The sequence below is a fragment of the Sphingomonas sp. genome (genome assembly GCF_036388215.1).
GTDB lineage: Bacteria > Pseudomonadota > Alphaproteobacteria > Sphingomonadales > Sphingomonadaceae > Sphingomonas.
In genome coordinates, this window is record NZ_DASVSH010000004.1 from 1 (window position 1) to 15,746 (window position 15,746).

Annotated in this window: 18 protein-coding genes; 8 read left to right on the plus strand and 10 right to left on the minus strand. The window is 65.3% G+C overall.

Going from position 1 to position 15,746, the window contains the following annotated elements; all coding sequences use genetic code 11:
- The 3 genes from VF617_RS01400 to VF617_RS01410 form a co-directional block, all read left to right on the plus strand.
- The coding region (locus VF617_RS01400; RefSeq protein WP_414713930.1) for a succinate--CoA ligase subunit beta at positions 1-609 on the plus strand (609 nt) is incomplete at its 5' end.
- A gap of 42 nt (positions 610-651) precedes the next feature.
- Entirely contained in the window at positions 652-1,404 is a 753-nt protein-coding gene (locus VF617_RS01405) for an electron transfer flavoprotein subunit beta/FixA family protein (RefSeq protein ID WP_331013070.1), read from the plus strand.
- Positions 1,401-2,330: an electron transfer flavoprotein subunit alpha/FixB family protein gene (locus VF617_RS01410; protein WP_331013071.1), complete on the plus strand. Its 930-nt coding sequence runs from the start codon at positions 1,401-1,403 to the stop codon at positions 2,328-2,330. Before VF617_RS01405 ends, VF617_RS01410 begins: the two co-directional genes overlap by 4 nt.
- 59 nt (positions 2,331-2,389) lie before the next feature.
- Here the strand turns inward: VF617_RS01410 and VF617_RS01415 are convergent, their stop codons facing one another.
- From VF617_RS01415 to VF617_RS01425, 3 genes are all read right to left on the minus strand, one after another.
- The gene (locus VF617_RS01415) at positions 2,390-2,845 is read right to left on the minus strand and encodes a hypothetical protein (protein WP_331013072.1); all 456 of its coding nucleotides are present in this window, start codon (positions 2,843-2,845) and stop codon (positions 2,390-2,392) included.
- A gap of 100 nt (positions 2,846-2,945) precedes the next feature.
- A complete protein-coding gene (gene nhaA, locus VF617_RS01420; RefSeq protein ID WP_331013073.1) occupies positions 2,946-4,106 on the minus strand; it encodes a Na+/H+ antiporter NhaA in 1,161 nt (386 codons plus the stop codon).
- On the minus strand, positions 4,103-5,668 hold the full coding sequence (locus VF617_RS01425; protein WP_331013074.1) for a lysine--tRNA ligase: 1,566 nt from the start codon (positions 5,666-5,668) through the stop codon (positions 4,103-4,105). The genes nhaA and VF617_RS01425 overlap by 4 nt, the downstream gene beginning before the upstream one ends.
- A 40-nt stretch (positions 5,669-5,708) precedes the next feature.
- Between VF617_RS01425 and VF617_RS01430 the strand changes: the two genes are divergently transcribed.
- Both VF617_RS01430 and VF617_RS01435 read left to right on the plus strand, forming a co-directional pair.
- Positions 5,709-8,453 (plus strand): ATP-dependent DNA helicase, encoded by a 2,745-nt coding sequence (locus tag VF617_RS01430; RefSeq protein ID WP_331013075.1) that lies wholly within the window; start codon positions 5,709-5,711, stop codon positions 8,451-8,453.
- Complete coding sequence (locus VF617_RS01435; protein WP_331013076.1) at positions 8,450-8,989, plus strand: SixA phosphatase family protein; 540 nt, start codon at positions 8,450-8,452, stop codon at positions 8,987-8,989. The genes VF617_RS01430 and VF617_RS01435 overlap by 4 nt, the downstream gene beginning before the upstream one ends.
- Before the next feature lie 53 nt (positions 8,990-9,042).
- On the opposite strand, the gene VF617_RS01440 is transcribed toward VF617_RS01435, so the two are convergent.
- The 5 genes from VF617_RS01440 to rpmF all read right to left on the minus strand — a co-directional run bounded on the left by VF617_RS01440 (position 9,043) and on the right by rpmF (position 12,030).
- Positions 9,043-9,387, minus strand: coding sequence for a MerR family transcriptional regulator (locus tag VF617_RS01440; protein ID WP_331013077.1), 345 nt, complete (start codon positions 9,385-9,387; stop codon positions 9,043-9,045).
- A gap of 8 nt (positions 9,388-9,395) precedes the next feature.
- Positions 9,396-9,695, minus strand: coding sequence for an integration host factor subunit alpha (locus VF617_RS01445; RefSeq protein WP_331013078.1), 300 nt, complete (start codon positions 9,693-9,695; stop codon positions 9,396-9,398).
- A 118-nt stretch (positions 9,696-9,813) separates the two neighbouring features.
- On the minus strand, positions 9,814-10,785 hold the full coding sequence (locus tag VF617_RS01450) for a beta-ketoacyl-ACP synthase III (protein WP_331013079.1): 972 nt from the start codon (positions 10,783-10,785) through the stop codon (positions 9,814-9,816).
- Between the two features lie 7 nt (positions 10,786-10,792).
- On the minus strand, positions 10,793-11,824 hold the full coding sequence (plsX, locus tag VF617_RS01455; RefSeq protein WP_331013080.1) for a phosphate acyltransferase PlsX: 1,032 nt from the start codon (positions 11,822-11,824) through the stop codon (positions 10,793-10,795).
- Between the two features lie 26 nt (positions 11,825-11,850).
- On the minus strand, positions 11,851-12,030 hold the full coding sequence (gene rpmF, locus VF617_RS01460; RefSeq protein WP_331013081.1) for a 50S ribosomal protein L32: 180 nt from the start codon (positions 12,028-12,030) through the stop codon (positions 11,851-11,853).
- 186 nt (positions 12,031-12,216) lie between these two features.
- Here rpmF and VF617_RS01465 point away from each other — a divergent pair, with 186 nt between their 5' ends.
- Entirely contained in the window at positions 12,217-12,603 is a 387-nt protein-coding gene (locus tag VF617_RS01465) for an MAPEG family protein (RefSeq protein WP_331013082.1), read from the plus strand.
- Positions 12,604-12,630: 27 nt separating this feature from the next.
- On the opposite strand, the gene VF617_RS01470 is transcribed toward VF617_RS01465, so the two are convergent.
- A complete protein-coding gene (locus tag VF617_RS01470; protein WP_331013083.1) occupies positions 12,631-13,083 on the minus strand; it encodes a peptidylprolyl isomerase in 453 nt (150 codons plus the stop codon).
- A 136-nt stretch (positions 13,084-13,219) separates the two neighbouring features.
- Here VF617_RS01470 and mgtE point away from each other — a divergent pair, with 136 nt between their 5' ends.
- Both mgtE and VF617_RS01480 read left to right on the plus strand, forming a co-directional pair.
- Complete coding sequence (gene mgtE / locus VF617_RS01475; RefSeq protein WP_331013084.1) at positions 13,220-14,623, plus strand: magnesium transporter; 1,404 nt, start codon at positions 13,220-13,222, stop codon at positions 14,621-14,623.
- Positions 14,624-14,654: 31 nt separating this feature from the next.
- Entirely contained in the window at positions 14,655-15,071 is a 417-nt protein-coding gene (locus VF617_RS01480) for a DUF1489 domain-containing protein (protein WP_331013085.1), read from the plus strand.
- Positions 15,072-15,074: 3 nt separating this feature from the next.
- Here the strand turns inward: VF617_RS01480 and msrA are convergent, their stop codons facing one another.
- Positions 15,075-15,731, minus strand: a complete 657-nt coding sequence (gene msrA / locus VF617_RS01485; RefSeq protein WP_331013180.1) for a peptide-methionine (S)-S-oxide reductase MsrA — start codon at positions 15,729-15,731, stop codon at positions 15,075-15,077.
- Positions 15,732-15,746 lie beyond the last annotated feature (15 nt).

Below are 15,746 nucleotides of genomic sequence, written 5' to 3' on the forward strand. Positions count from 1 at the left end.
TTCATCGGCACCGACGCCGAGCAGATCGAGATCAACCCGCTCGCCGTCACCGACGATGGCAAGCTGATGGTGCTCGACGCCAAGGTCGCCTTCGACGGCAACGCCATGTTCCGTCACAAGGACCTGATGGAACTGCGCGACGAAAGCGAGGAGGACCCCGCCGAGCTCGAGGCGTCGAAATACGACCTCGCCTACATCAAGCTCGACGGCGACATCGGCTGCATGGTCAACGGCGCCGGGCTCGCGATGGCGACGATGGACATCATCAAGCTCAACGGCATGTTCCCGGCCAACTTCCTCGACGTCGGCGGCGGCGCCAACAAGGAAAAGGTCACTGCGGCGTTCAAGATCATCCTGAGCGATCCAGCGGTGAAGGGCATCCTGGTCAACATCTTCGGCGGGATCATGCGCTGCGACATCATCGCCGAGGGCATTGTCGCCGCGGCGAAGGAAGTAAATCTGTCGGTTCCGCTGGTCGTCCGTCTCGAGGGCACCAACGTGCAGCAGGGCAAGGACATTCTCGCCAATTCGGGGCTGCCGATCGTCGCGGCAAACGATCTGGGCGACGCGGCAAGGAAGATCGTGGCCGAAGTGAAGCAGGCGGCCTGAACGCTTTCTCCCCAGGAGCGGTTCGGAGCATAGGAGAGTGGCATGAAGGTACTCGTACCGGTCAAGCGGGTGCTTGATTACAACGTAAAGCCCAGAGTGAAGGCGGACGGCACGGGCGTCGATCTGGCGAACGTCAAGATGAGCATGAACCCATTCGACGAGATCGCTATCGAAGAGGCAATCCGGCTGAAGGAAAAGGGCGCGGCGACCGAAGTGGTGGTGGTGACGATCGGCGTGGCCAAGGCGGAGACGGATGTTCTGCTCACGGCGCGCGCAATGGGTGCCGACCGTGCGATCCTGATCGCGACGGATGACGAAGTCGAGCCGCTGGGCGTCGCCAAGCTGCTCAAGGCGGTGTGCGACGAGGAACAGCCGGGGCTAGTCATTCTCGGCAAGCAGGCGATCGACGACGATTCAAACCAGACCGGCCAGATGCTCGCGGCGCTGCTCGGCTGGCCGCAGGGCACTTTCGCCTCGAAGGTCGAAGTGACCGGCGACCGCGTGGTTGTCACGCGGGAAGTCGATGGCGGTCTCGAGACGGTGGACCTCAAGGCGCCCGCGATCGTCACCACCGATCTGCGCCTCAACGAGCCGCGTTACGCGACCCTGCCCAACATCATGAAGGCCAAGTCCAAGCCTGTCGCGAGGAAGACCATCGCCGATTACGGCGTCGACGTGTCGCCGCGCATCAAGACGCTGAATGTGGTCGAGCCGGGCAAGCGCCAGGCGGGCGTCAAGGTCGGCAGCGTCGACGAGCTGGTCGAACGCCTCAAGGGAATGGGGATCGCGAAATGAAGACTTTGGTCTGGGTCGAACACGACAACAAGCACGTCAAGGACGCGACGCTGGCGACGGTCACCGCCGCCTCGAAGCTTGGCGAAGTGCATCTGCTAGTCGCGGGCGCGGGTTGCGCCGCGGTGGCCGACGAAGCGGCGAAGATCGCGGGCGTGGGCAAGGTCCATCTGGCCGACGATCCCGCGCTCGAACATGCGCTGGCCGAGAATGTCGCACCCTTGGTGGTGCAGCTTATGGAGGGGCATGACGCCATTCTCTTCCCTTCGACCACCACGGGCAAGAATGTGGCGCCGCGCGTCGCGGCCATGCTCGACGTGATGCAGATATCGGATATCCTTTCAGTGGAAGCGCCGGACACTTTCACCCGCCCGATCTATGCCGGCAACGCAGTCGCCACGGTGCAGACCAGCGACAAGAAGCTGGTGATCACCGTGCGCGGCACGGCGTTCGAAAAGGCGGCCATGAGCGGCGGCAGCGGTACAGTCGAAGCGGTGGGCGGCGCAGGCGATGCGGGTCTCTCGACCTTCGCCGGATCCGAGATGGCCGAATCGGTGCGCCCCGAGCTGACCAGCGCGAAGATCATCGTCTCGGGTGGCCGGGCGCTCCAGAATTCGGAGAACTTCCATGCGATCATCGAACCGCTTGCCGACAAGCTCGGCGCCGCGGTCGGCGCATCGCGCGCCGCGGTCGATGCGGGCTACGTCCCCAACGACTATCAGGTTGGCCAGACCGGCAAGATCGTCGCACCCGAAGTCTATATCGCGATCGGCATCTCGGGCGCGATCCAGCATCTCGCGGGCATGAAGGATTCGAAGACGATCATCGCGATCAACAAGGACGAGGACGCCCCGATCTTCCAGGTGGCGGACATCGGCTTGGTCGGGGACTTGTTCAAGATCGTGCCGGAGCTTACCGAAAAGCTCTGAGACGCAAATGAAAACCCCGCCGGTCGCCCGGCGGGGTTCGCAGTCCGTAATACGCGTTCCTATTCGGCGAGCGCGCGGCGGAAGGAATCGAGGGTCACCGGCGTTAGGCGACCGATAAAATCGCCTTTCTCGGGCACTTCATCCCAGATGATCAGCGCGGAACTGGGATCGCCGGTAATTGTCCGCGTGCGCTTGGTGAGTCCAGTCCACACGCCGCGCAGTCCGCTCTCGCCTGCCTTTGCCTCACGCTCCAATGCGCGAAGCGAGAAACTGTCCTCGGTCACCATCAGCGCAAGCACTTCCTTGGTGCGGTCGCTGCATCCTTGCAGAAAAGCTCGCGCCGCCTGCAAGCCGAACTCGGCATAGTCCCATCCGTCGTCGGGGACCGCCGCGATAGTCGAGGGCGTAGCCAGCGGTGACGTGGGCGCTAGGCCAAGATGCGCTGCGATCTCGGCCTTGCAGGCGTCAGACAGCAGGGTTACAGTTGCAGCGGACAATGTGATCTGGTCGGTCATATAAGTCTCCTTATGGGTTTCACCGGACGAAAGCCACTTCGTCCGGTGAAACCCATATATGAAACGATTTTCATGGCGTCAACGTGCGACGAAAAGATTTTCATCTTTTGCGTGCGTGGCCCGCAGTTACTCGCAGCACCGCATATCCCGCCAGCGCCGAAAGCAGGGACCCCGCCAGAACGCCGATCTTGACCTGATCGGCCAAGTCGGGCCGGCCCGGAAATGCAAGCCCGCCGATGAACAGGCTCATCGTGAAGCCGATGCCCGCGAGCAGGCTCATGCCGTAGAGTTGCATCCAGCTGGCCTCGGGACGTGGGGCTAGCCGCAAGCGGACGGCGAGCCAGATGCTCGCGAAGATGCCGACCTGCTTGCCGAAGAACAGTCCCCCAAGGATCGCGAGGGGCAGCGGGGCCAGCAGGATCGCGGGACCCACGCCCGCGAAGGATATTCCGGCATTGGCGAAGCCGAAGAGCGGAATGATCGCAAAGGCCACCCATGGGTTGAGCAGGCGCTCCAGCCGATGCCGTGGCCCCTCCGGGATTGCCATCGCCGCCGCGACGCCGGCAATTGTGGCGTGGACGCCAGAGCGGAATACAAAATACCAGAGCAGCGCGGCGAGCAGCAGATGCGGGCCGAGCGATGCCGGGCGGACCCGCGCTACGCCGAACATCAAAGCGAGGATCACAGCGGCCGTCGCCAGCGCGCCCGCGTCGAGGTGCGCGGTATATGCGATGGCGATGATCGCGACAGCGCCCATATCATCGACGATCGCAATGGTGACGAGGAGCAGCTTTATCGATGGGGGAGCATAGCGGCCGAGGATCGCCAATACCCCCATCGCGAATGCGATGTCGGTGGCGGCAGGGATCGCCCAGCCCTTGCCGAGACCCGGCGACGACGCCGTGATGGCGAGATAGATAAACGCCGGCACGAGCATGCCCGCCGCCGCCGCCACGATCGGCAGCCGGCGTTGCTCCCAGCTGGCGAGGCGGCCATGGGTGAACTCACCCTTGATCTCCAGCCCGACGAGCAGGAAGAATACCGCCATCAGCGCATCATTAATCCACAGATGCGTGGTCATGGCTCCGTGCGCGGGCGCGATCACCGGACCGGTCACGGCGTGGAGGGCGTGGAAATAGGTCTCGGCCAGCGGCGAATTGGCCAGGATCAGCGCCAGCGCCGACGCGGCCATCAGCACGATTCCGCCCGCAGCTTCGCTGGCGATGAAATCGGCGATAGTGTGGCGACCGCGGCGGATCATGCCTTGGCGAGCGCCTCGGCGATCAGCTTGCGGCTGTTTTCCACGCCATAGAGCGCGATGAAGCTCCCCATGCGCGGGCCTTGCTCCGAGCCGAGCAGAGTCTCGTAGAGCGCCTTGAACCAGTCGCGGAGGGCTTCCTTGCCGAAACGCGCCTTGCCGATCTCGTAGACTGCGTTCTGGATGTCTTCGGCGGAGGCCGCTGCGCCCAGCGTCGCGAGCTCGGCATCGAGGTCGCGCAACGCATCGCCTTCCACGCCCTGCGGCGCGCGGCGCACGGGCTTCTGGGCCACGTCCCGCACATAAGCGAGCGCATAGTCGATCAGCCGGTCGAGCGCGGGATATTTCTCCGGCGTCGCATCAGACACATAATTGCCGAGATAGCCCCAGACTTGCGCCTTGCTCGCCTCGCCCATCACACCGACCAGATTGAGCAGCAGCCCGAAAGTGACCGGCAAGGTGTCCGCGGGTGGTGGGCCTTCATGGATGTGGTGGACGGGGTTGCCGAGCCGCTGGGCGATTTCCTGCGCCGCATAATTGGCGCGGAATTGCCAGTAATCGTCCACTGCGCGCGGGATCAGCCCGAGGTGCAGCGCCTTGGCCTTTTTGGGCTCGCGATAGATGTAGAAGGCCAAGCTCTCGTCGGGGCCATAGGTAAGCCATTGCTCGATCGAAAGGCCGTTGCCCTTGGATTTGGAAATCTTCTCGCCACGCGCGTCGAGGAACAGCTCGTAGATCAGTCCCTCGGGCTTCCGGCCGCCCAGGATCTGGGCGATCTTGCCGCCCAGGATCGCGCTGTCGATCAAATCCTTGCCGTGCATCTCGTAATCCACGCCCAATGCTGCCCAGCGCATACCCCAATCGGGTTTCCACTGCAGCTTGGCTCGCCCGCCGAGGATCGACTGCTCGATCCTCTCGCCCTCGTCTTCGAAGCGGATGATCCCGGTTGGGGCATCCACCACCTCGACCGGCACCTGGAGCACCACGCCCGACTTCTGGCTGACCGGCAGCACCGGCGAATAGGTCGCCTGGCGCTCGGGGCGCAGCGTCGGCAGCATCACGGCCATGATTGCGTCGTAGTTGCGCAGCACATCCTTGAGCTTCGCATCAAAGCGGCCCGAGGCGTAATATTCGGTTGAGGATGCGAATTCATACTCGAAGCCGAAGCGATCGAGGAATTCTCGAAGCATCGCATTGTTGTGCGCGGCAAAGCTCTCATGCGTGCCGAAGGGATCAGGTATGCGGCTGAGCGACTTGCCCAGATGCGCGGCCAGCATATCCTTGTTGGGCACATTGTCAGGCACTTTGCGCAGCCCGTCCATGTCATCGCTGAACGCGATCAGCCGCGTCGGCAGCCCAGCCATCTCCTCATAGGCATGCTGGACCATCGTCGTGCGCAGCACTTCCTGGAAAGTGCCGATATGCGGCAGGCCCGAGGGGCCATAGCCGGTCTCGAACAGCATCGGCGATCCGTCGGGCTTGCCCTGGGGGAAGCGTTTTACGAGCTTGCGCGCTTCTTCATAGGGCCAGGCCTTGGATTCGAGTGCGGCGGCGCGCAAGTCCACGTGTTGCCCTTTCGTTCCGGTACAGGCAGAGGATGCAGGAATGCCTGTCTCTTTGCCTTATCCCGCGCTGCACGCAAGTCATGGCGGTGTGTGGATTTCCACTGCGGAGGAGACGCGGGCGGTGAGCCGCAGCGAGGCGATCCGGATCGCGGCGGATACGCCCGTGATCGTGCTCAATGCGCCCCTGATCGGGCAAAGGCTGGGGCATCCCGAGCTCAACGGGCTCGACCTGCTGGAGCTGTTCGCCTTCCTGCGGCCCGCGCGCTTCATGGTGCCGACGCCGAAGGGCCTGGCGCGGGTGGCGGGGCTGGAGCCGCCCGCCGAGGACGCCGGGGTCGCCGCTTTCCTGCGCCGCGCCGCCGAAGCCCTGCTCACCATCCCGCAAGGCGAATGGAGCGAGCGCGAAGGCGCGTGGAATTCGGCGCAGTCGCTATATCGCTTGCGCTGGCCCTGGGCGCCCCTGGTGAGCCAGGCCCTGGCGAAGCCCGCCGAAGCGGAGCGCTGGCTGTTCTCCAAACTGCCCGAATGGGAGGAAAAGGCTCCGCGCCCCGCCCCGCGCACCGTGACGCTCGACCAGGCCGATGTCGCCGAGCGGCTGGCAGTGCTTACCGGCAAGGGCGCCGAGCGGCGGCAGGGGCAGCGCGAGTATGCCGCGGCGGCAATGAGCGCGTTCGCCCCGCGCGACATGCGCGATTCGCCCAATCTGGTGCTCGCCGAGGCGGGAACGGGGATCGGCAAGACGCTCGGCTATCTCGCGCCCGCCTCGCTCTGGGCGGCGCAGGCCGATGGCGCGGTATGGGTCTCGACCTTCACCAAGGCGCTTCAGCGGCAATTGAGCCACGAGAGCGAGCGGCTGTTTCCCGACGAAGCCGAGCGCAAGCGCAAGATCGTAACCCGCAAGGGCCGCGAGAATTACGCGTGTTTGCTCAATCTCGAGGACGCGCTGCAGGGCGGGTTCGCCGGGCGCGCTGCGGTCCTCGCGCAGCTGGTTGCCAGATGGGCCGCATATACCGCCGATGGCGACATGATCGGCGGCGATTTGCCGGGCTGGCTGCCCACGCTCTTCCGCCGCAACGGATCGACCGCGCTTACGGACCGCCGCGGCGAATGCATCTATGCCGGCTGCCCGCATTACCGGAAATGCTTCATCGAGCGCGCCGCGCGCAGCAGCGCCGAAGCCGATATCGTCATCGCCAATCATGCGCTGGTGATGGTCAACGCCGCGCGCGGGCGCGAAGCCGCTAACCGACCGACGCGCTACGTGTTCGACGAGGGGCATCATCTGTTCGATGCGGCGGACGCGATGTTTTCGGCGGCACTGACGGGGCAGGAAGCGATCGAAATACGACGCTGGATAACGGGCCCGGAATCGGGCGCGCGCGGGCGGCGGCGCGGGCTGGCGGCGCGGCTCTCCGACGTTGCGAGCTATGACGGAGAGGGCGCGCGCGCGATCGGCGAAGCAGTCGAGGCGGCCCAGGCGCTGCCGAGCGACGGCTGGCTGCAGCGATTGAGCGAAAGCGATCCGTTCGGCCCGGTGGAGCGCCTGCTTGGGGCGGTGCGCGGGCTGGTCTATGCCCGCGATACCCAAGGCGCGGGCGATGCGGGCTATGGGCTCGAGACCGAACTGGCCGAGCCCGACCCGGCGCTGGTCGAGGCGGCGGGGCCAGCGGCGGCCGCGCTCGATGCGCTGATGCGGCCCCTGGTTACGGTCGGGCGGCGGCTGGAGGCGGTGCTCGCCGAAGCGCCCGACTGGATGGATGGCCCGGCGCGCGCGCGGATCGAAGGCGCGATCGCGTCGCTCGGCTGGCGTACCGACACCGTGGCGGCCTGGCTTGCGCTCCTCTCGCGGATCGGAGGGCCAGCGGACCCCGAATTCGTCGATTGGCTCGCAGTCGAGCGAGTCGAGGGACGCGAATATGATATCGGGCTGCACCGGCATTGGCTCGATCCCAGCAAGCCCTTCGCCAAGACCGTGCTCGAGCCTGCACACGGCGCATTGGTAACCTCGGCCACGCTCCGCGCGGGCGGCGATTGGGATGTGGCGGAGGCGCGGACAGGCGCGTCGCACCTTCAGCGCGCGGCGCAGCGGTTCGAGGCAGTGAGCCCGTTCGATTATGCGGGTCAGGCCGAAGTCTTGATCGTGACCGATGTGAAGCGCGGCGACTTGCCCGCGCTCGCCAATGCCTATGCAAGGCTGATCGTCGCTGCCGAGGGGGGCACTTTGGGACTCTTCACTGCGATTCGCCGTCTCCGCGCAGTACATGCCCGAATCGCCGACAGGCTGGCGCGCGAGGGGCTTCCCTTGCTCGCCCAGCATGTCGATCCGATCGATACAGGCACGCTGGTGGACATCTTTCGCGACGACCCGCGCGCCTCGCTGATCGGCACCGACGCGCTGCGCGACGGAGTGGATGTGCCGGGCCGCTCGCTGCGCCTGGTGGTGATGGAGGGGGTGCCCTGGCCCAAGCCGACCGTGCTCCATTCGGCGCGACGGCTGGCGGCCCTTCGACAAGCTCAGGATGAGCGGAGCGGAAGTGCCTATGACGACCGAATTGTCCGCGCTCGGCTGGCACAGGCGTTCGGCCGCCTGATTCGCCGGGCCGACGATCGGGGCGCCTTCGTGCTGCTCTCCGCCGCCAGCCCTTCGCGGCTGCTCGATGCATTTCCGCCGGGCACGCCGGTGTCGCGCGTGACGCTTGATGAGGCGGTCGAGCGCGTGCGGCTTTCCTTGGACGCGCGCTTGCGGCATGAGGCGCGGGAAAAGGCCGATCCGGGAGCCGCATGAAGACGCTTACGCTGCTGCGCCACGCCAAATCGGGCTGGGACGACGCCGTCTCGCGCGATTTCGATCGGCCGCTCAACCCGAAGGGCCAGCGGGCCGCGCAGATGATGGGGCGGCACATGCGCTCGCTTGCCCTGGAATTCGATTCCATCACGGCTTCGCCCGCTCTTCGCGTCAAGGAAACGTTGGCGCAGGTAGGTGCAGGCTATGGCGACGAACTCGCTCCCGTCTGGGACCAGCGGCTATACTTGGCCTCGGCCGCTACTTTGCTCGACGTGGTGCGCGAGCTGCCCGAAGACGCGGCCAGCGCGCTGATTATGGGGCACAATCCGGGTCTCGAGGAGCTCGTGCTGCTGCTTGTGCCCGACGACCGCAATCCCGCGCGCGACGATGTCGAAATCAAGTTCCCCACCGCGAGCCTCGCTGAATTGCGCTTCGACGCGGATAGCTGGGAACGGGTTTCGCCCGGCAAGGGCGCGCTTGTGCGCTTCGTTCGGCCGCGCGATCTCGACCCCAGCCTGGGGCCGGACACGCCCTAGAATCTGCCCCGCTGCATGGGAGCGGGTTAGTCCCGCCCAACTGAATTCAGAGCCTAGCCGGCGTCCTCTTCGAGAGCCCGGACCAGCGACTCCCGGATCACGCGAAATTGCGCGGCGCAGTTGCCGGCCTTTGCGGCTGGCCTCGCGCCCTTTTCCTCGGCCAGCAGCTTCTGGACGCCGCGGATGGTATAGCCCTGGGTCGAGAGCAGGTCGTGGATGCGGCGCACCAGGGCGACATCGTCGGCGCGGTAATATCGGCGATTGCCCGCGCGGGTCAGCGGGCGCAGCTGCGGGAAGCGAGTCTCCCAATAGCGCAGGATATGCTGGGGCCGCCCTATTTCCTGGGCAAGCTCGCCGATGGTGCGAAGTGCGCCAGCGGCCTTCCCGGACGCCGGCATGGCCGTTCTCAGCCCGCCGAGACGATGCGGTCGCGCATCATCTGGCTGGCGCGGAAGGTAAGAACCCGGCGCGGCGCGATCGGAACTTCCACTCCGGTCTTGGGATTCCGGCCTACTCGCTCGCCCTTGTCGCGCAGGATGAAGCTACCGAAGCCGGAAATCTTGACGTTCTCGCCCTTCGACAAGCCTTCGCACAAATGGGTGAGAATCTGTTCGACAAGGCGCGCGGCATCGGCGCGCGATAATCCGACTTCGCGGTGAAGCGTCTCTGCCAGATCGGCCCTTGTCAGCGTGCCCGCAGCCGACATCGCGGCACTTCCCCCAAATCGATTGATCTACGTTACAAGCCCGGCCTAGCAGATTGTTCGCACTACTAAAACCGGAACATTACGGGATCGCAACATATTTGCGCTTTTGTGAAGTTGCTCAGAAGCGAACGACTGCCGCACCCCAGGTAAAGCCCCCGCCCATTGCTTCGAGGACGATCAGGTCGCCCTGCTTGATGCGCCCGTCCGCCACTGCCGCGTCGAGCGCCAAGGGGACAGATGCTGCGGATGTATTAGCATGCTGGTCTACCGTGACGATCACCTTGCCGGGGTCCAGGCCCAGCTTGCGCGCGGTCGCGTCGAGGATGCGGGCATTGGCCTGGTGCGGCACGACCCAATCGACTTCGGCCGATTCGAGACCCGCTGCGGCAAGCGACTCCTCCATCACAGCGGCGAGATTGACGACGGCGTGGCGGAATACCTCACGGCCCTTCATACGCAATTTGCCCACGGTGCCGGTGGTTGAGGGACCACCGTCGACATAGAGCAGGTCGTTATGGCGACCGTCCGCATGGAGCCGGGTGGCGAGAATGCCGCGCCCTGAAACCTGGTCGCCTTCCTGGGCGTCGAGCACCACCGCTCCCGCCCCGTCGCCGAAGAGTACGCAAGTGGTTCGGTCTTCCCAATCCAGGATGCGGCTGAACGTCTCCGCGCCGATCACCAGCGCGCGGCGATGCGCGCCGGCGCGTATCATCGAATCGGCGACCTGGAGCGCATAAAGGAAGCCCGAGCATACCGCCGCGACATCGAAGGCGACGCAATCGCCTACTTCGAGCGCGGCCTGCACCTTGGTGGCGCTTGCCGGAAAGGTCTGGTCGGGAGTCGCCGTGGCCAGAACGATCAGGTCGATGCTGCCGGCTTCGACGCCCGCTTTGGCCAGCGCCGCGCGCGCGGCATCGGTCGCGAGCGTTGCCGTGGTCTCATGTGGCGCTGCGATGTGGCGAAAGCGGATGCCGGTGCGTTCGACGATCCATTCGTCGGTAGTGTCCACCTGTTCGGCCAGTTCTGCGTTCGAGACCCGGCGGGCGGGAAGCGCCGAGCCGGTGCCGATAATGACGGAGCGAATGGTCATGAGGACGCTACGCGGCTTTCGCTTCGAAGTTTCCGAGATCTTCGGCGATGCGGCGGTTGAGATCGTCGCGCAGCATCTTGGCGGCGAAGCCGATGGCGGTGTCCACGCCGATCGCCGTGGCGCTGCCATGGCTCTTCACGACGATGCCGTTAAGCCCCAGAAACACCGCGCCGTTGTGATTGTTGGGGTCGAGATGATGGCGCAGCAGCTCGGTCGCGGGCCGCGAGATCAGGAAGCCCAGCTTGGAACGAGTCGAACTGCTGAAGGCGCGCTTGAGCAGGTCCGCCACGAACCGGGCAGTGCCTTCGATCGTCTTGAGCGCGATATTGCCCGAAAAGCCATCGCACACGATCACATCGACGTCGCCACGCGAAAGCTTGTTGCCTTCGATGAAGCCCTTGAAATCGAGCCTAAGGTGATCGGCTTTGCGCAGCACGGAGGCGGCATCGCGGATGTTCTCGGTGCCCTTCATTTCCTCGGTGCCGATGTTGAGAAGGGCAACGCGGGGCCTGTCGAGATCGAGTGCGGTGCGCGCATAGGCGGCACCCATCACGGCGAACTGGACGAGGTTGCGCGCATCGACTTCGGTGTTTGCGCCCAGATCGAGCATCACCGTATCGTTCTCGCCCAGGCTCGGCAGCAGGGCCGCGAGCGCGGGACGGTCGATCCCCGGCATCATGCGCAGGGACAGCTTGGCCATCGCCATCAATGCGCCGGTATTGCCTGACGAGACGGCCGCGCCGGCGCGGCCCTGCTTGACCAGGTCGATCGCAATTCCCATCGAAGTAGTCTTGGCGCGGCGCAACGCGGCGCCCGGCTTCTCGTCCGCCGTCACCACATTGGGGGCGTGGACGATTTCCGATGCGGCGGTCAGATTGGGATGCGCCTTCAGGCCCTCGCGGATCCGCGCTTCGTCTCCGACCAGGATGAATTCCATCCCCTCGAAGCGCCGCCGTGCGCGTGCCACGCCAGCCAGCATGACGGGAATTCCCTCGTCGCCGCCCATCGCATCGACGGCGATTCGCGAGGGATTAGTCATTCCGGCGGGCCTCGATCTGGGCAGTCTCAGCCCTCGGCCGAGACGATCTCGCGGCCGTTATAATGGCCGCAGGGGATGCAAAGATTGTGCGGGCGCTTGAGTTCGCCGCAATTCGGGCACTCCTGGAAAGCGGCCACGGTCAGCGAATCGTGCGACCGGCGCATGCCGCGCTTGGAGGGCGAGGTCTTTCTCTTGGGGACGGCCATTTCGGCACCTTTTTCACGAACAAAACAGAATCAAAGCGCGATACGCCGTCATGGCCTTTCGGGCAAGCGACGGCATGTCCCGCGCTCGCCGGACCGGCGGACGGGTCACGAAGCGAGCCGCGCCTATACCGATTCTTGCCGCGCTTGCAAGGCTGTGTAGAGTGGGCCCTCAAAGGGGGACACCATATGTTGCTGCCGATCGCACTCACTACGGCCGCCGCCGCGGCGCTCATCAACTTCTGGCTAGGCTGGCGTATCGGCAAGGTGCGCATGGCCGAAAAGATCTCGATCGGGGATGGCGGGAACCCCCGCCTGATCGCCCGGATGCGTGCGCAACTCAATTTCGCCGAATATGTGCCGGTCGTGCTGATCCTGATCGCATTGATCGAGCTGGCGCGCGGCGCACAGCTCTGGCTGTGGGTGGTCGCGATGCTCTTCATCCTTGGCCGTGTCGCGCACGGCATAGGGATGGACGGCTGGACGCCCGGCCGCACGATCGGCACCGCCACGACGATGCTGACGATGCTCGGCCTCGCCGCCTATGCGGCCTTGCTGGCCTATAAGGTCCTGTAAGCCCCTCCCGAAGGAGGGGCCGGATCGTTATTCGGCGGTCGCCTTCAGAATCTTGCCGGGATTGCGCGGAGGCTCGCCCTTGGGAAGCGCGTCGACAGCGTCCATCCCCGAAACCACTTCGCCCCAGACGGTATATTGGCCGTCGAGGAACGTCGCGTCATCCAGGCAGATGAAGAATTGCGAATTGGCGGTGTTGGGATCCATCGTCCGCGCCATCGAGCAGACCCCGCGTGCGTGCGGCTCACTGCTGAACTCGGCCTTGAGGTTCGGCTTGTCCGAGCCGCTCATGCCGGTGCCGGTGGGGTCGCCGCCCTGCGCCATGAAGCCATCGATCACGCGGTGGAAGACGACGCCGTCGTAAAACCCCTCATTGGCGAGCGTCGTGACGCGCTGGACATGCCCGGGCGCGAGATCCGGACGGAGCTTGATTTCGACTTCGCCGGTGTCGAGCGTGAGGTTGAGCTTGGTGAATTCGGACACGTGGGTACTCCTGTGATTTCGGGCGGCACGTAGGCGCGCCTGACCCGACTTGCAAATCCGGCCTTGCGGTGGCAGCGCGCGCCTTGTGGATTGGCGCCCAGCCAAACCGAATGCGCCAGCCAAGGGAGGTCGGACAATGAGCGAGACCGAACTTCATATGGCCCCGCCGCCACCCGAGAGCGAACTGGACGAGGACGACCGGCTCAAGCCCGCTTTCGTCCGCGCGGTGCTCGAAGCCGTCGAGGCGGGCGATTTCGAGACGGCGCGCGCGCGGGTCGAGCCGCTCCACCCCGCCGACATCGCCGATCTGGTCGAACTGACACCTTCCGAAGACCGCCCGGCGCTGGTCGCGGCGATCGCAGACCTGATCGACGGCGACGTGCTGGCCGAGATGAACGACTTCGTTCGCGAGGCGCTGGTCGATGCGCTCACCGCGACGCAGGTCGCCGATCTAGCCTCCGAGCTCGATACCGATGACGCAGTTGCGATCATCGAGGACATGGAGCCCGAGGATCAGCGCGAGGTCCTGCGCGCACTCGATCCCGACGACCGCGCCGCGATCGAGGAAGCGCTCTCTTATCCCGAAGAGACCGCCGGCCGCCTGATGCAGCGCGAGCTGATCGCGGTGCCCGAGCATTGGAGCGTAGGCGACGTCCTCGATTTCCTGCGCGGCGAGGAGGAATTGCCGACCGATTTCTGGGAGATATTCGTCGTCGATCCGGCGCACCGCCCGGTGGGCACGTGCGCGCTCTCCTGGATCCTCCGTACTCCGCGCGTGGTGAGGATCGCCGACGTCATGAAGCGCGAGCAGACGCTGATCCCGGTCGACATGGACCAGGAAGAGGTCGCGCTCCGCTTCCAGAAATACGCGCTGATTTCGGCCGCGGTGATCGACCCCAGCGGCCGGCTGGTCGGCATGATCACGGTGGACGACGTGGTGCACATCATTTCCGAAGAGGCGGGCGAGGACATCCTCCGCCTCTCAGGCGCGGGCGAGGGCGACATCAATGAGCCCGTGTTCGACAGCTACAAGGGCCGCGTGCGCTGGCTGATCGCCAATCTGGGTACAGCATTGGTCGCGGCGACGATCATCACCTTGTTCGAAGGGACGATCAGCAAGATGGTCGCGCTGGCGGCGCTGATGCCGATCGTCGCGGGGGTGGGCGGAAATGCCGGAACCCAGACGATGGCGGTTACGGTCCGCGCGCTGGCGATGAACCAGCTCACCCAGTCTAACACGCTGCGCGCGATCCGGCGCGAAATCACGATCGCGTTGCTCAACGGCGTGACGATCGCGGTCGTGATCGGTGTCGCGGTCGGGCTGTTCTATGGCCATGTCGAGCTGGGCGGCGTGATTGCAGCCGCGATGCTCGCCAATATCGTGATCGCGGGACTCGCGGGCGTGATCGTGCCGCTGACGCTCGACCGGTTCAACGCCGATCCCGCAGTCGCCTCTTCGGTATTCGTCACGATGACCACCGATTCCATGGGGTTCCTGGTGTTCCTGGGGCTGGCCACGATGAGCGGGCTGGTCGGTTGATCAAGCGCGCCTGCGCACCCAGATAGTCCAGGTGCCGCTGCATCTCACCAAAGTCGCCTATGGCTGCGATTCGATCGATCATCTCGCCGAGCGGCTGGCGCTCAAGGCGGCGCATGAGCCCGCCTTCCTGACGACCCGCTATTTGCCCAAGCGGGCGATGGAGATAGCTGGTGAAGGGATTGGCGGGGGCTCCCTCTTCTGGATCGTCAAGCACAAGCTGATCGGCCGCTCGCCTATCATCGGCTTCGGCGAAGCCGAGGGCGGCAGGGTGGCGATCTATCTGGAGCCCCGGCTGGTGCTGGTCCATCCGCTCCCCAAGCGCGCGCATCAGGGCTGGCGCTATCTGGAGGGCGAGAATGCGCCGCCAGACCTGGGAGAGGGCGGCGATGGGGCGGACGAACTGCCGCCCGCGTTGCTTGGCGAGCTTGCGGCGATGGGCCTGGTCTAGACCCTAGTTGACTAGCTGCGGATAGGCGTTGCGGAATGCCGCGACCTTGGGCTTGTCCCAGCGCATGATGTAAGGGTGCGACGGGTTCCGCCAGAAGAAATCCTGGTGATAGGCTTCGGCCGCGAAGAACTGGCCGGTCTCCAACCTGGTCACGATCGGGCGTGCATAGGGCCTGGCTCGCGTGAGCTGCGCGACATAGGCGACGGCAACGCGGCGCTGGGCTTCGTTCTGTGGGAAGATCGCCGAGCGGTAGCTGGGTCCGGTGTCGGGGCCCTGGCGATTGAGCTGAGTCGGATCGTGGGCGACCGAGAAATAGATGCGCAGGAGCGTGCCATAGCTCACCTTGCGCGGATCATAAGCGATGCGGATCGCCTCGGCATGGCGGGTCTTTTCGGTCGACACCTGTTCGTAGGTCGCAGTGGCGCGCGTGCCGCCCGCATAACCCGAAGTTACCGAAGTGACCCCTTTCACGGACTGGAAAACCGCTTCCATCCCCCAGAAACAGCCACCGGCGAGCACTGCCACCTGCTGGCCCTTTGCCCCGGTCACGTCGAGCGCGGGGGCCGGAATCGGCACGGCGCGCTCCGCCCCGGCGGAAGGCTGCACGAGGAATAGCGCGATCCCGGCAAGGGCGGCGGCGGGGAGCGTCCATTTCAGCATCGGCACTAGATCGTG

Excerpts from the sequence above, each read along its gene's own strand:
- VF617_RS01405 (WP_331013070.1), top strand. The coding sequence starts at position 652 with ATGAAGGTACTCGTACCGGTCAAGCGGGTGCTTGATTACAACGTAAAG.
- VF617_RS01410 (WP_331013071.1), top strand. The coding sequence starts at position 1,401 with ATGAAGACTTTGGTCTGGGTCGAACACGACAACAAGCACGTCAAGGAC.
- VF617_RS01415 (WP_331013072.1), bottom strand. The coding sequence starts at position 2,845 with ATGACCGACCAGATCACATTGTCCGCTGCAACTGTAACCCTGCTGTCT.
- nhaA (WP_331013073.1), bottom strand. The coding sequence starts at position 4,106 with ATGATCCGCCGCGGTCGCCACACTATCGCCGATTTCATCGCCAGCGAA.
- VF617_RS01430 (WP_331013075.1), top strand. The coding sequence starts at position 5,709 with ATGCCTGTCTCTTTGCCTTATCCCGCGCTGCACGCAAGTCATGGCGGT.
- VF617_RS01435 (WP_331013076.1), top strand. The coding sequence starts at position 8,450 with ATGAAGACGCTTACGCTGCTGCGCCACGCCAAATCGGGCTGGGACGAC.
- VF617_RS01440 (WP_331013077.1), bottom strand. The coding sequence starts at position 9,387 with ATGCCGGCGTCCGGGAAGGCCGCTGGCGCACTTCGCACCATCGGCGAG.
- VF617_RS01445 (WP_331013078.1), bottom strand. The coding sequence starts at position 9,695 with ATGTCGGCTGCGGGCACGCTGACAAGGGCCGATCTGGCAGAGACGCTT.
- VF617_RS01450 (WP_331013079.1), bottom strand. The coding sequence starts at position 10,785 with ATGACCATTCGCTCCGTCATTATCGGCACCGGCTCGGCGCTTCCCGCC.
- plsX (WP_331013080.1), bottom strand. The coding sequence starts at position 11,824 with ATGACTAATCCCTCGCGAATCGCCGTCGATGCGATGGGCGGCGACGAG.
- rpmF (WP_331013081.1), bottom strand. The coding sequence starts at position 12,030 with ATGGCCGTCCCCAAGAGAAAGACCTCGCCCTCCAAGCGCGGCATGCGC.
- VF617_RS01465 (WP_331013082.1), top strand. The coding sequence starts at position 12,217 with ATGTTGCTGCCGATCGCACTCACTACGGCCGCCGCCGCGGCGCTCATC.
- mgtE (WP_331013084.1), top strand. The coding sequence starts at position 13,220 with ATGAGCGAGACCGAACTTCATATGGCCCCGCCGCCACCCGAGAGCGAA.
- msrA (WP_331013180.1), bottom strand. The coding sequence starts at position 15,731 with ATGCTGAAATGGACGCTCCCCGCCGCCGCCCTTGCCGGGATCGCGCTA.